Origin of the sequence: Spiroplasma sp. AdecLV25b (genome assembly GCF_030913225.1) — a bacterium.
In the GTDB taxonomy this organism is placed as follows: Bacteria; Bacillota_I; Bacilli_A; order Mycoplasmatales; family VBWQ01; genus Spiroplasma_E.
Genome location: NZ_JAQYTS010000015.1, coordinates 18,303 through 32,223, shown reverse-complemented (window position 1 = coordinate 32,223; position 13,921 = coordinate 18,303). Strand labels below are relative to the sequence as shown.

The window sequence follows — 13,921 nt, the reverse complement described above, 5'->3', positions numbered from 1 at the left end:
CTATAAGAATTTTAAAATTAATTTTAGATAAGATTAACTTAGCAACTTTTAAGTATGGTACAATAAATTAAACTAAATTTATTTGATATGAGAAATATTGCTCTGTAAAAATAAATTTACACAAGATTCGGGACTTAACCTGCAATATGGGTTAGAAATTGTTTAGTGTTATATTCATTAGGGAAAGTATTTTTTTCAGGTATGTAAGCAATTGATGGCTTTTCTTTAGTTTTCTGATTAGAAATATTATTGATTAAAATTTCACCACTGTCAGTAAGTAAAGCACCAATAATACATTTAATTAAAGTAGTTTTTCCAGCACCATTTTTCCCAATTAATCCGTAAACTTTACCTTGTTCAAGCGTACAACTTAAGTCTTTTAATACGTGATTACTTTTAAAAGTTTTATTAAGATGAGTAATATTTAAAACTTCTTTAGTGTCCATATTTAACTAACATCCTTTCTACGAATAATAACAAAACTGATAGTAAAAAATAATAAGGTAATAATAAGATAAGTGATACCAACTCCATAAATATTAATAATCGGTTTTTGTTTAGCACTAGTTACAATAACACTATCATTGCTCAATTCATAAATATTATTAATATCATATGTATAAGGATATAGTAAAGTAGGAGATGAAATAATTCCAATTACAAGGTTACTATCACTCTTATTATCATTAGTTGGCATCATTAGTAAACTAGTAGCAATGTTCATAAGTGGATTTATTGCAAAAGAATTTCGATTTGACTTCATACTTTTCTTTATGTCTATATAAAGATTTGGATATTCTGTTGGTTTTCAACTGCTTTTATATTTATGAGGACTAGTATATTCGTTTGTTTTATCTAAAATATAATTAAAAATATTAAGATTACCGATTAAATTAATTTTAGTTCGAAATTGTGTTTTAGTTAACTTTGCTTTAATTTCCTTTAAGGTAGTTGTTAAACCTAATTGATGATAAATTGTTCATAAGATAACAGCAAAATCTCGATAGTCCAATTGATAATCAATGTCGTATTTTTTTAAACTATTAGTTTTTGATTCTAATATACCATTGTCATTATTAAGCTGATTTTTATAATTAAGGTCACTTATGTTATTTATGACATCATTTTCTTCATGACAAGTGTCTTGGTTAAATTTATCAATTGGCGTAATGTCAGCACTATAAACATAACTGCTATAGTGATTATTTAATTGTTGATTTATTTTTTAAAAAAAGTTGTGGTTTTAAAATCTGCTTTAAAATTATTATTTACTTTTAAAAAAATAGTTGATTTTGTACTGCTTGGAGTTTTTAAAATATCAATTAAAGTTTGAGCATTAACACTAATATCAGATGTTTTATTAAATTGAGTATTTAAATCAACGTTGCTCTTTGTTGATCTATCATATAAACTAAAAGTAAAAGGATTACTATCATCAAGTAAATTTGGATTTGGTTGATCATTTAAAACACCATTATGATATAAATATTTAATATCTTCAATGTTAAATAAATCTTTGCCAATAAAATTAGAACTAAGATTTGATTTATTCAGATCATTTTTAAATTTTTCATCTTGCGAAAAATTATAATAAGGATGCTGAGACTCTTTTACTGCTTGTAACATTGGTAAAATAACTATTGAAATTGCACAAATAAAAACAAAAATAGATGATAATAATATTGTCAATTTAGAACCATATCAAACGGAAATTAAAAAAACTAAAGATGCAAATGCACAAAGAAAAATACTAATTAAAGGTCAAGTTTTAATAACATCTAACATTAAAGCATTAAAATAATTCTTACCATTTATAACAGCAAAAAATCCAGATATTACTAATAAAAATGATATTAATCCTAAAATTTTATAAAATGAAATTCTAGTCTTTGATAGAGGCAATGATGTATAAACTAAGAAAATACCATTATCAATTTGTTGACGATAAATTTTAATTGTAATATAAGCAGTGTAAAATGCTATTAATGGTAAATACAAAACTAATAATAATTGCTGATAAAAAATAATAATTTTAAACATATTTTTTTCTGGGTTGCTATATGCGTTAATACTAAAAATGGTAAATAATAGTAAAACTATAAATAAAAATGTTGAAAAAAATCAAGTAATTTTTGTTTTTAAAAGGTCTTTGATAGTGATTAAATAAAACTTATGCTCATAAGTTTTTGTTTTCAACATATTAGTACTCCTTGAATATGAATATTATAAAGTTTGATATGCAACTTTAATTTGCGTATTAAATTATTTTTCTCTTTAAATACTTCGCTTTGGATTAAAAGTAATAGTAGAAACACTTAAACCAAAATCTAATGTTCTAACATAAGCTCCAATGCTAGTAAGACTACCACTAATTTTTGGATGCAAATATAATTTTGTTCCCATTCTTTGAAATCCTAAACCAATAGTAACTGATATAGAGTATGATGAAGATTTACTGTCGCTAGCATCAACAAATTTTATATACTTAACTGATTCAGTATCAACGAAAGTGACAGTATCAAAATGAAATATACCAAATTTACCATTACCAACATCACCAAATGTTGCTGGTGAAGTCGCTTGTTCTGCAGTTTCAATTGTGACACTTGGATATTTAGTAATAAATTCATCTCACGTATCAATATAATCGTAATAATCTAATGCTAAATATGAATATTTATCATCAGTATAACTTTCATTTGTACTTCAATTTGCTCACATATTACGATAATTACTATAACCAATACTTGTAGTAATGGGTGATGCGGCTTTTTCATTGTTAGTAGTTAGTTGATTTATTTTAGTATTATTAGTCATCAATGTTATTGATGAACTAGTTGATAATGCTAGTGTTGCCAGTGTCATTAATATCTTTTTCATAGAATTTATTTCCTCCTAATTAGTATTTTATTTTTGAAAAATAACATATATTTATTCCCTTCCTAACTTAGATTATAACACTTAAATTTTTAAAATAGATAATTTGTAAATAGAATTAATTAACAAAAAAATCACTATTTAAAACATTGATTTTGATGGTATCATAGTTAAATTTTTAACTAATAGTTAAGATAGTTAAGACAAAAGTAAAAGCACCAGTTAGTAAAGAATGATACTCATCATGAATTGCATTAACATTAATATTTACATCACCAAGTTTTACAACAAGCGATGTTAATTCATGTCCTTCAACATTAACAACGTAGTCAATATCTTTTTTGGCACTATTATCAAAAGCACTAATTTGCGCTTGAATAATTGGCAATAATTTTACTATCGTATCTTTAAAAGTAGTAGTACCAATGGCAGTAAAACTATAATTTTGTTTTGGAATATTAATACTACTAATATCTTGCACTGGTTTTACTAAATTAATTTGTGTTGGAAATTGACCTGTTAAAATGTGAGTAGTAATAGCAGCTTGGACTACAACATCAATTGAACTGTATTGTTCAATCTTAGAATATAAATCATGATTAGCAATAATAATTTTATAATCACGGCCATATTGTGGTTTTTGACTAGTAAGATTAGTAATTTTTTTAGCAACTTGTTTTTTAAAGTCATCTAATGCCTTATCATAAGTATCATGGTCAAGAATAACACTAACATTTGAAGGAGTAATAATAATATGACTAATATCAACATTGTTTTGATGATTTTGAAGTTTGGTGCAAGCAATAGGTAATATCGCAAGATTAGAAGTTAAAATAATTGCTTTAAATATATTTAAAATTTTTTTCATAATTAAATCCCCTATGCTTGTTCTTCTTCACTAACTTTTTGCTTTTTACGTTTTCAAATGGTTTCTGACTTAATTTCTTTTTTGGTTTGAATGTAACCACTATTTAAAGTTTTGAAAAGAATGGGAATTGATAGTGATAATGTTCCAATGATAATTAGAATATAATCTAATGCTAACTTTTCATGAATAAAAGTTATGTTATGTTGGACAGATAAGGAAAAATTTAGTTTATTTTGATTTATAACTATTAAAGTAATACCAGTAAGCAAGAAAGTTATTCCTACTACTAAAACTAAAATAATTTTTATAGTATGTTTTTTGTTTATTTTATCTTTCATTGTTTATTACCTAGTTGTTTTAGTTGTTATTTTTAATTCATTAATATTTTGTTTTTGTAAATATTTTTTATGGCTACTTAAGCCAATAAAAATATAATAAATTAAAACATTAATGGCGCCAATTAATACTGTTACTAAACCAAAATATAAAAGTATATTAACTTTTAGGGAAGAAAAAGCAAAAATAACACCTAATAGAATTAAAAAAATACCACTGAATTGAATGATTTTTCATCAATTAAATTTAAAATTTTGTTTAGTCATACTATTCTCCTTATTAATTATTTGTATAATTATATCATTTTCATAAAAAATATGAGTTAATTTTTTGCAAATTCTATTTATGACAACATTATAATGTTAGTAACAAATGTTATGGCATTTTCATATTCATTAAAAAGTAGAAAAATTCGTTTATCATAGCAAAATATTTCAACTCCAATAAATTTTTTCCTACTAGATAAATGATTATTTTTTTCTCAAAAAAAAGTAATGTTTTTTATTTCTGCGATTGGAATTATTTGCGATTCAAAAGAATCAATAAAATAAATAGATGTTTGTGATAATAATATATCAACTTGATTTAAAGGAATAAAATCTGAGGATTTAAAAAAATTAACATCACGCAATTTATAACGTAAAAATAATTCTTTGTTATTTTTTTTAACTATACTATCTTCAATTTTTAAATTAATATTTTGAGCATTAAATTTATTTACATTTTGGTATTTGCCATTAACAACTTTATCACTATAATAAATGTCTTCTTTTATATTGTCAATAGGGACAGATAATTCCTTTTTGCTTATTTTTTTAAAATTTAAACTATCATTATAACAGTTGTTAATATCTTTGGTAATTTTTGATAACTTTTCTTGCTTAATTTTTCTAATTATAATGATTAATAAAATTAAACTTACAATTAAAAACACACTAACAGTAATTGCAAATATAACTCATAAATTCATAAAATTATTCTCCTTAGTAGTCTTTTTTATCTAATAATTTTACCAGTAAAACTATCATAAATAGTTGATGGCTTATTATCTAGTATTTTGCCCATCACTTTATATTTTAATTTAGGTAGGTTTATCAATTTATAGTCAGTAATAGGTAATTCATTACTAATATTACAACTAGTAGCAACTAAAGGGCCTAAAATATTAGTTAATTTTTTAATAAATGATGAAGCACTAACTCTAATAGCAACTGAAGATTTTGTGCTTCAATATGAGGTTTTTAACATTGGTTGTTTAGCAACAATAACTGTGACTTTGCCTTCTTCAAAATTAATAGTTAAAAATTTTTGTAAATCTTCACTGATTATTCCTACTAATTTAGCTTGTTCTCAACTACCAACTAAAATTGGTAAAGGTTTATTGTGTTCACGATTTTTAATTTTATAGATTTCTGCAATTGCTTTTTCATCATTATATTTACCAGCAAGACCATACACCGTATCTGTTGGTAAAGCTATGACTTGACTATCATTCAATTTTTGGCTTATTTCTGATATTTGATTTTGTTTAAAAGTTATCATGATTCACCACTTTTCCCAAAAGTATTAAGTAAATTATACACCTCTTAAAAAAATTATCATATTTTTTTTATTTCTTAATTAAAAACACCTATACAAAGGTATAGGTGTTATACAACTGATTTAATTACTTTATTTATATCTTTAATACTTTTAATGTTTGTGTTAGTGACATTTTTAAAAAAGATATTCAAATTTTTAATCAGGAGTAATTGTGGGTATTATTTTTGTTATTTAATGAAATGAAAATGAATTGGGTATTTTTTGTTTAACATTAAGGGATGTCTTGTGTATATTAGGATAATAGGAAAATCATGGTTTGAAAAAGACACTAATTGACTTATTAGTAAAATGTTATTACTAACATATTCGTTTACTAATACGTAATGGTCAATATCTAATAGTTCTAAATTTAAGTTATATTTTTTAATGAAAGCATTTTGAAATCTTTATAATAATGTTTTAATATTATAAAATTTTTCGTGATTATAAAAATTAAATACTGATATTGATTGTTGAATTTTTTTCAACATTAACAATTTTATAGCTTCATTAATATTATTTTCTAATTGAAAGTTTCAAATATTTTCGTAAATATTAACAATTAAAATATTTTTGTAGTTAATTAGGTTGTATTCTTCATAAGAAGACTTATTTTTAATTAAAATATTGAAGTTTTGGTTAAGTAAATGAAATTTAAAAATATTATCAGGGTTATTTTGGAATAATTTAATTATAACTTGTTCATATGTAGCATTTATAAATAATTCTATTTGCTTTCTAATATAGGAATCATCAACGGAGAAAATATACAAAGAAACTTTTCAGTTACAAAGTTGAAATAAAACTTTTATTAAATGCCATTGCTAAATATTGTAATTCTAAAATATTAATATTGGGAAAAAATTGAAGTTTCTTTAATTGCGAATTTATAATTAAAATAAGTTGTTGACCTCATTGATATTTACTTTCAATATCACAACTATCTACTAAATAAAAACTAATATTGCTATTATAGTTAAATACTAATTTAAATCAATTGTCCGTTAGATAATCTTTTAAAACTTGCTTAAAAATATTGGAATATAAGCGAATTTGATAGTTATTAGTAATAAATAAAAATATTTCATCAGTAATTTTATTAATTTTAAGCATTACTTCTGGAAATAATCCATTATCAGTTCTAACATTAATTAAGAATACCAAATTTAAATAATATTCTGCAAAGGTATCTAATTTAATATCAAATTGTTTAACAATTAATGTTAAAAGATTATCAATATCTTTTTTTATAATTTTAGGAACATCAAATTTAATTAACATATTTTTTGTAAGAAAATAATTAAATTTCATTCTTCTAATAGCAATAGTCAAAAATCAAATTAGTTGTTCGTTATAGTATTTTTTATAACCACTATTAATTATTAAAGTTTTAATTGTTTGATAGATATATGCTAGGGATTTCTCATTTAATGAGGAAGAAAATTCTTTGTTAGAATTGATTGTCATAATAGTGGTTATAAATAGTAAATTTTGTTCACAGCCAATGAGTTTAAAACCTAAATTAGTTTTAAATTCTAATTTAATGTTTAAATTATGAGTATCTAAAAAATTATTTAAACTAATAATGTCTTTTTTTAAAATATACATATTTGCACTAGTTATATTAGCAAGCAATTCACTACTGGTTACATAGTTTTTTTGTCATACTAAACTTAAAAATAAAACACTAATTCTAACAAAGGTATTTTCATTAGCTGTTTGGATAAATTGTGCCAGCAAAGTTTTAATTGCTTTTTGTTTTTTAACATCATTAAATAAAAAGTCATTTTGCTTTCTAAAAATCTTACAATTTCTTATTCTTTTTAATGAACTATTAATAAAGACAATGTCTCTTTGCAAAGTTCTAGAAGTAACGTTAAACTTGTCAGTTAAAAAATCAATACTAATTGATGAAGAATCTTGAAAAAATTTAAGTATTTCGATAACACGCCACACTAGAACTGCCCCCATTATATCCTATTGCAAGAATAAATGAGTTTTTCCTTTTCTAAATATAAAAAATGTCACTAAATAAGTGACAAAATTTGCGTTATGAAAATACTTTTATGTGTTATAATTACTGCCAAACAAAAAGCATTCTCCATTTACCATTGATATCTTTAACAAATTGATAATGGTAATTATATAAGTATTTTTTAACTAATATTTCTAATGCTTTTTTTTGGTCAAAACCAAATTCAAACGCCAACAAAAATGGTTTAGTGACAAATTCAGAACAACGTTGAAAAATTAATTTATATAATAATAAACCATTTTCTTCAGCAAATAATGCTGATTTTGGTTCATATTGCAAATTAGACATAAGATATGTATCAGATGTTTCATCAATATATGGCGGATTAGAAATAATAATATTAAATTTGTGGTTTTTTAAATTACTAAATAAGTCACTTTCTATAAATCTAATATTATTTAAATTATAGTTTTTACAATTTATTTTTGCGACTTCTAAGGCAGCAATGCTAATATCACTAGCTACTACTTTTCATTGTGGTTTTGCTAAAGCAATACTAATGGCGATTGCACCACTACCAGTTCCTAAATCTAAAATTGATAATTTATCGTCATGAAAAATGTTTTTAGCATAGTCAAAAACATAATTTACTAATTCTTCAGTTTCACTGCGTGGAATCAAAACACGATTATCAACAAAGAATTTATTACCGTAAAAGTATTCATAACGAATAATATATTGCAAAGGATACCCAGTAATATATTTTTCAATTAAAAGTAAATATTGTTCTAAAAAAGTATTTTCTATTTCTGCATCCATATTAGCATACAATCATGATAAATCTTTTTCAATAAAATATAATAAGATAATTTTATTAACTTTTTCATCATTATGATTAATATGTTTAGCAGCTAATAAATAATCTTTATATGTCATATCCTTCTCCCCACAATACAATTAAATATTTTTGGGTTAATATTTAACAACATTTTTATTTTTTCTATTTTTAATGACATTAACAATAATTAATACAAAAACAATAGAGCTAAAAATAAATAAGAAAGCAATTGTTAAAATACAAATAATAGGAAAAAGAATTATATAACTACCAATGGCCAGAATAAATCCAAAGTTACTAGTATTATTTCAATCAACATTTTGCAAAAAATTTAAATTTTTTCATAGTAAGTAATGAAAAATTAAACTAGAAGTAGAAGCAAATCAGACAGTTAATAACAAGAATAAAATATGGATATTACCGACACTAAATGTCCAAGTTATTAAGGTGGCTAATGTTATAAATAAAAAAATAATAGTTAAAAGAAATAATATTTTTGTTTTTGATTCTAATACCTTGAAATCCATAACACTCTACCTCCAAAACTTTACTTTAGTGTGCTAATATTTTCTTCAATACTTTCTAATTTTTCTTTTTGTTCTCCACTAATTAAAGCGATAATAATTTCATCAATACTACCTTCCATAATACGATCTAACTTTAATAAAGATAAACCAATGCGATGGTCAGTTACTCGATTTTGGGCATAGTTATATGTTCTAATTTTTTCAGAACGTTCACCGCTACCAACCGCATTTTTTCGTAAGTTACCAAGTTTTTGATGTTGTTCTTCAACTTGTTGTTCATACATTTTAGCTCTTAAAACACGCATGGCTTTATCTTTGTTATCATGTTGACTACGACCATCTTGCGATGTTACAACAATACCGGTTGGAATATGGGTAATTCTAATAGCAGAATCAGTGGTATTAACATGTTGTCCACCCGCACCACTAGAACGATAAGTGTCAATTCTTAAATCAACAGGATTGATTTTAATTTCTACTTCATTAACTTCTGGTAAAACTGCTACTGTAGCTATTGAAGTATGAACACGCCCTTGTGATTCAGTTTTAGGAACTCTTTGAACACGATGCCCACCAGCTTCAAATTTCATTTTAGAAAATACATGTTTACCTTTAATCATAAAAGAAATATAACTAAAACCACCATTCAATGCTTCTTTGGCTTCAATAGTTTCAATTTTTCAGCGTTGAGTTTCAGCATATTTAATATACATTCTATATAAATCACCAGCAAAGATATTTGCTTCGTCGCCACCAACCGCGCCTCTAATTTCAATTATAACATTTTTATCATCATTAATATCTTTTGGTATTAAAGTTAACTTTAAATCATTTTCAGCGATTGCTAATTGATTTTCATTTTCTTTAATATCTATTTTTAGCATATCAAGTAATTCAATATCTTGCTCAGTTGCTAGTGCTTTTTTTGCTTCAAAAATTTCTTTAACAATGTTGTCATAATTTAAATACTTCTCAACAATTGGTTCTAATCTACTTCGCTCTTTTGTTAACTCAGTATACTTATCTCTACTTATGGCATTTGGATCTTCTAATTGTAATTCAATTTCATGATACTTGTTAGTAAGTAACGATAGTTGCTCTAATGTTTTTTGATTCATAATAATTCACCTGGTCTATTTATTTTGATTACTTTTTATCACTCGATGATGGATACGGCAACGTGCTTCATATTGTTCTTGTGCACCAATTAAAATAATTTCATCATCATATTTTGCTTCTTTGCCATTAATAATGCGTTGTGTTCTAGTTGCAGCTTGACCACATTCTACACAAACAGCATCTAATTTAGTAACAAATTCTGCTAATGCTAATAATTCTTTCATAACAGAAAATGGTTCACCACGAAAATCTTGATCTAATCCAGCAACAATAACTTGTTTATTACTATCTGCTAATTGTTTAATTACTTCAATAATTATGGGATTAAAAAATTGAACTTCATCAATGGCAATTGCAGCAACATTTTCATTAACGTATTTTAAAATTTCCAAAGGATCATTTATAACAATCGCAGTAATTGCAACTCCTTTATGAGAAACAACTTTTTTAGCATCATAACGACTATCTACTTTTGGTTTAAAAACTAAAACTTTACGTTTCGCATATTGTAAACGATTGATGCGACGCATAAACTCTTCGGTTTTTCCAGCAAACATACATCCTGTAATTACTTCAATTCATCCTTCATTATAACGACTATACATTTTTACTCTACTCCATATCTTTTTTTAATTAACTATTAATTGTGGTGGATTTTTCGCAACTTTATCTAAACTGTTAATTAGTTTTTCAATATCATCAACATGTTGCAAACGAACTCCCGCTGCTGTTTGATGACCACCACCGCCAAATTGAGAGACAACATCATTAATAATTCACTTAGCACTACGAACACTAACTTTAATTGCACTATCTAATTGATCATGTGCAACTATTAATCAAATTTTAATACCCATAATATTTGACATAACATTAACTTGACTAGTTAAATCTTCTTTGCTAAGGGTTAGTTTTTCTTTTATTTTTAATACTTTATTTTGTTCATTGATTGTCATTTGCAATTCACTAATTATTGTATCATTAAATACCATATAACCAACGCCATGTTCTGTAATTTTAAAATTAGATAAAATATAACCTTTAATACGAGCTATTTTTAAATTTTGGGTGTACAAGTTTTGATATAAATCTAATAAATTAAAATTTTGTTTCATCAAAAAACTAGCAACTTGAAATGTTTCTTCATTAACCGAGCGATATAGAAATCTTCCTGAATCAGTAACTAATCCTAAAAATAAATTTCGAGCAGCTTCCGCAGATACTTTTAATTTCATCATTTCTGCTCATTTTGCTATAACCTGGCAAGCAGCAGAAGCTTTGTTTTCAATTAAAGAAATATTAGCATATTCGTCAACGATAGGATGATGATCAATCTTAACAATTTTTTTAGATTGCTGTCAAAATTCACCACTAATTCGTTCACGATTAGCAGTGTCACAAATGATTACTAAAGCATTTTCATAATCTTCTTTTTTGACAAAAGTGGGCGTTGGAAAGAGTGAAAGCATATGATCATTCATTTCACCAGGTGCTAAAACACGTTTATTAGGAAAATTATTTTCAATAATAATTTTTAATCCTCATTGTGAACCAAGGGCATCACCATCAGGGTTAATATGGCGATGAATAATAATAGGATTACTATTCTTTATTAGTTCATAAATTTCTGTTGCTATTTTTTTAAAATCACTCATAGGAATTCCCTTTCTATCATGTACCAATTAATTGTTGGTTTTTACCATCAAATACAAAAATGGAATTTTTAGTAATGCTAATTCAACCAGTAACACCGATTGCAATATTCTCACTACTACTTAAAACTTCAAATTCTTCACGAGTAAAAGTTTCAAAAATTAAATACGATGTTTTTTCATTAATCTTAGTAATTCCTTTAATAACACCTTTAATTACTATTGAAGATTTTAAGAAAGCGAATTTTGGTTTTTTTCTACTAAATAAAACATCATTTGATTTAAAAGCAATTGTTGGAGTATTATCAGTAGTAAATTTTCCAAGATTAACATTATAGAAAAACAAATTAGGAGTATTTCATATCCCCTTAGAAGTATTAATGCGTTGTTTATTAATTTCCTTTAATAAATTTAAAGAAAGCGGTTTATCAGTAACATCTCCAATCTTACCTTGTTGAATAATTATTTCATTTTCAATAACAGTAACACTAGTTGCTAATAAATTAATATCAACTTGCGTATTAGTAGTAAAAATAATAATAATTTTTAAAAATTTTTGGATTTTTTTAATTCAAATTGCTAATTTTTCTTTATCATCATAATTTAGTAATTCAAAAGGAATATGTAAAATTAAAATTTTAGTAGGCACAATTAATTGTTGAAGAATTTTAATAATCTGACGTTCTAAAACAGTTAGTTGCGTAATACGCATTGTTAATAAATGATTTAATTCTAACTCTTTAAATAACATAAAAATATTTTTACTGATTAAATCACGAGCATCAATTAAACTATTATATAATAATTTTAAGTGATTTTGATATGTTTCTTTTTCTTCTAATTCGGGATGTTTTAAAATTTTATCGTGATAAATTTTAATTTCATCTTTAATATTTTTTAACAATAAATGCATTTCATCAGGTAGTAGTTGCATAGCTACAAAGTCTTGTTTCATATTGAATTTAATTCTTTGTACTTCAGCTAAATCAATTCACTGTTCTAAAATTTGATCAATTTGAGCACGAGTAAAACTAATTTGTTTATATGAAAGTAAACGATTTAATTCATTATTGAAATTTTGATTATGATTATTACAAGTTTTTAAAGTTGTTCTGATTTCACTACGAGTATTAGTAACCTTTTTATTTAAATAACTATTAATTTCTTTAACAACAAAAATAATTTCACGTAATTGAAACTGAGAACGTCGTTCTTTTGGTGGACTACAACCACAAAAACATTCACCTGTTAAATTTTCTAAACTAGCAATTCGATCTTGTAGAGATTGTAAAAATAATAAATTATTATTAGCAATAATATTTTCTTCTTCGGCAGTAAATTTTTTAATTAAAATATCTGATAAAGTTTCACAACCAGAAAAATTAAATTTTTCTTGCACAAAATTTTTGTGAAAATGAATAATTTGGAATTCATATTCCTTAATGAAATTAGTACGTGTACTTTGTGTTTCGCGAATGAAACGTTTAATAATATTAATTAATTTTTCTTTAAAATAACCACAATCTAAATTTAAACCAGTATCTTTTAAATTTTCAATGTCAGTTTTAATTTTTTGATTATGATTACTTATATCTTGTAAAAATGGTTTATTACGCATTGCTGTTCGTGCTAAATTATATTGAATACTAAAAAGTTTATTTCAACTTTGTAACTGTAAATCAACATAGGCCATTTTTCGTTCAAAACCAATAGTATTATAAGTAACTTCTTTTTTATCAATTAAAATTTTACCTTGCATAATAGGAACACTACCCATTAATGCTTTAATTAAGTTTTCACTATTGATTTCATCATTACTAAAAAGCGCTAAACAATCAGGATAACTACTTTCAAAACTTCAATTTTTTACTGCTTTATCAACAGTTAAATTGATAATACTAAAGTTTAGTTCAAAAGATTGTTCTGATTTAAACTTCATACCTTTACTAGTAGTTAAGCTATTAAATTCAGATGATTCCATAAAATCAGTCCTAACTTTAAAATCATATATTAATTATACTATTAGTTACATAATAAAAGACCTAAATTCTATGTTAATTAGTATATATCAATATTTTAACTTAAATAACGAAAAAAATGGCTCTAAATAATTTTTTAATTATAGAAAAAAATAGAAACCAATTTAGT

General features: G+C 24.4%; 17 protein-coding genes. All 17 read right to left on the bottom strand.

Translation table 4 applies throughout. The features are described from left to right. Nucleotides 1-134: 134 nt before the first annotated feature. The 17 genes from RDJ14_RS01605 to RDJ14_RS01525 all read right to left on the bottom strand — a co-directional run bounded on the left by RDJ14_RS01605 (nucleotide 135) and on the right by RDJ14_RS01525 (nucleotide 13,754). Complete coding sequence (locus RDJ14_RS01605) at nucleotides 135-446, bottom strand: ATP-binding cassette domain-containing protein (protein ID WP_308149619.1); 312 nt, start codon at nucleotides 444-446, stop codon at nucleotides 135-137. Nucleotides 447-448: 2 nt separating this feature from the next. After that, nucleotides 449-1,012, bottom strand: coding sequence for a hypothetical protein (locus tag RDJ14_RS01600; protein ID WP_308149618.1), 564 nt, complete (start codon nucleotides 1,010-1,012; stop codon nucleotides 449-451). Nucleotides 1,013-1,218: 206 nt separating this feature from the next. Continuing rightward, nucleotides 1,219-2,199 (bottom strand): hypothetical protein, encoded by a 981-nt coding sequence (locus RDJ14_RS01595; RefSeq protein WP_308149617.1) that lies wholly within the window; start codon nucleotides 2,197-2,199, stop codon nucleotides 1,219-1,221. A gap of 75 nt (nucleotides 2,200-2,274) precedes the next feature. Next, the gene (locus tag RDJ14_RS01590; protein WP_308149616.1) at nucleotides 2,275-2,880 is read right to left on the bottom strand and encodes a hypothetical protein; all 606 of its coding nucleotides are present in this window, start codon (nucleotides 2,878-2,880) and stop codon (nucleotides 2,275-2,277) included. A 175-nt stretch (nucleotides 2,881-3,055) separates the two neighbouring features. Then, on the bottom strand, nucleotides 3,056-3,745 hold the full coding sequence (locus RDJ14_RS01585; RefSeq protein WP_308149615.1) for a hypothetical protein: 690 nt from the start codon (nucleotides 3,743-3,745) through the stop codon (nucleotides 3,056-3,058). Between the two features lie 11 nt (nucleotides 3,746-3,756). After that, nucleotides 3,757-4,083, bottom strand: a complete 327-nt coding sequence (locus RDJ14_RS01580; RefSeq protein ID WP_308149614.1) for a hypothetical protein — start codon at nucleotides 4,081-4,083, stop codon at nucleotides 3,757-3,759. Between the two features lie 6 nt (nucleotides 4,084-4,089). Further along, nucleotides 4,090-4,347 (bottom strand): hypothetical protein, encoded by a 258-nt coding sequence (locus RDJ14_RS01575; protein ID WP_308149613.1) that lies wholly within the window; start codon nucleotides 4,345-4,347, stop codon nucleotides 4,090-4,092. A 77-nt stretch (nucleotides 4,348-4,424) separates the two neighbouring features. After that, entirely contained in the window at nucleotides 4,425-5,051 is a 627-nt protein-coding gene (locus RDJ14_RS01570; protein WP_308149612.1) for a hypothetical protein, read from the bottom strand. Nucleotides 5,052-5,077: 26 nt separating this feature from the next. Continuing rightward, on the bottom strand, nucleotides 5,078-5,623 hold the full coding sequence (locus RDJ14_RS01565; RefSeq protein WP_308149611.1) for a Sua5/YciO/YrdC/YwlC family protein: 546 nt from the start codon (nucleotides 5,621-5,623) through the stop codon (nucleotides 5,078-5,080). 446 nt (nucleotides 5,624-6,069) lie between these two features. Then, a complete protein-coding gene (locus tag RDJ14_RS01560; protein ID WP_308149610.1) occupies nucleotides 6,070-6,435 on the bottom strand; it encodes a hypothetical protein in 366 nt (121 codons plus the stop codon). A gap of 13 nt (nucleotides 6,436-6,448) precedes the next feature. Next, entirely contained in the window at nucleotides 6,449-7,633 is a 1,185-nt protein-coding gene (locus RDJ14_RS01555) for an HTH domain-containing protein (protein WP_308149609.1), read from the bottom strand. A 106-nt stretch (nucleotides 7,634-7,739) separates the two neighbouring features. Beyond that, nucleotides 7,740-8,573 (bottom strand): peptide chain release factor N(5)-glutamine methyltransferase, encoded by an 834-nt coding sequence (gene prmC, locus RDJ14_RS01550; RefSeq protein WP_308149608.1) that lies wholly within the window; start codon nucleotides 8,571-8,573, stop codon nucleotides 7,740-7,742. A gap of 36 nt (nucleotides 8,574-8,609) precedes the next feature. Further along, on the bottom strand, nucleotides 8,610-9,002 hold the full coding sequence (locus RDJ14_RS01545) for a hypothetical protein (RefSeq protein ID WP_308149607.1): 393 nt from the start codon (nucleotides 9,000-9,002) through the stop codon (nucleotides 8,610-8,612). A 20-nt stretch (nucleotides 9,003-9,022) separates the two neighbouring features. After that, nucleotides 9,023-10,120: a peptide chain release factor 1 gene (prfA, locus tag RDJ14_RS01540; protein ID WP_308149606.1), complete on the bottom strand. Its 1,098-nt coding sequence runs from the start codon at nucleotides 10,118-10,120 to the stop codon at nucleotides 9,023-9,025. Nucleotides 10,121-10,135: 15 nt separating this feature from the next. Beyond that, nucleotides 10,136-10,726, bottom strand: a complete 591-nt coding sequence (locus RDJ14_RS01535) for a thymidine kinase (RefSeq protein ID WP_308149605.1) — start codon at nucleotides 10,724-10,726, stop codon at nucleotides 10,136-10,138. 24 nt (nucleotides 10,727-10,750) lie between these two features. Next, a complete protein-coding gene (locus RDJ14_RS01530; RefSeq protein ID WP_308149604.1) occupies nucleotides 10,751-11,776 on the bottom strand; it encodes a bifunctional oligoribonuclease/PAP phosphatase NrnA in 1,026 nt (341 codons plus the stop codon). Nucleotides 11,777-11,789: 13 nt separating this feature from the next. Further along, nucleotides 11,790-13,754, bottom strand: a complete 1,965-nt coding sequence (locus RDJ14_RS01525; RefSeq protein WP_308149603.1) for a hypothetical protein — start codon at nucleotides 13,752-13,754, stop codon at nucleotides 11,790-11,792. Between the last annotated feature and the right edge of the window lie 167 nt (nucleotides 13,755-13,921).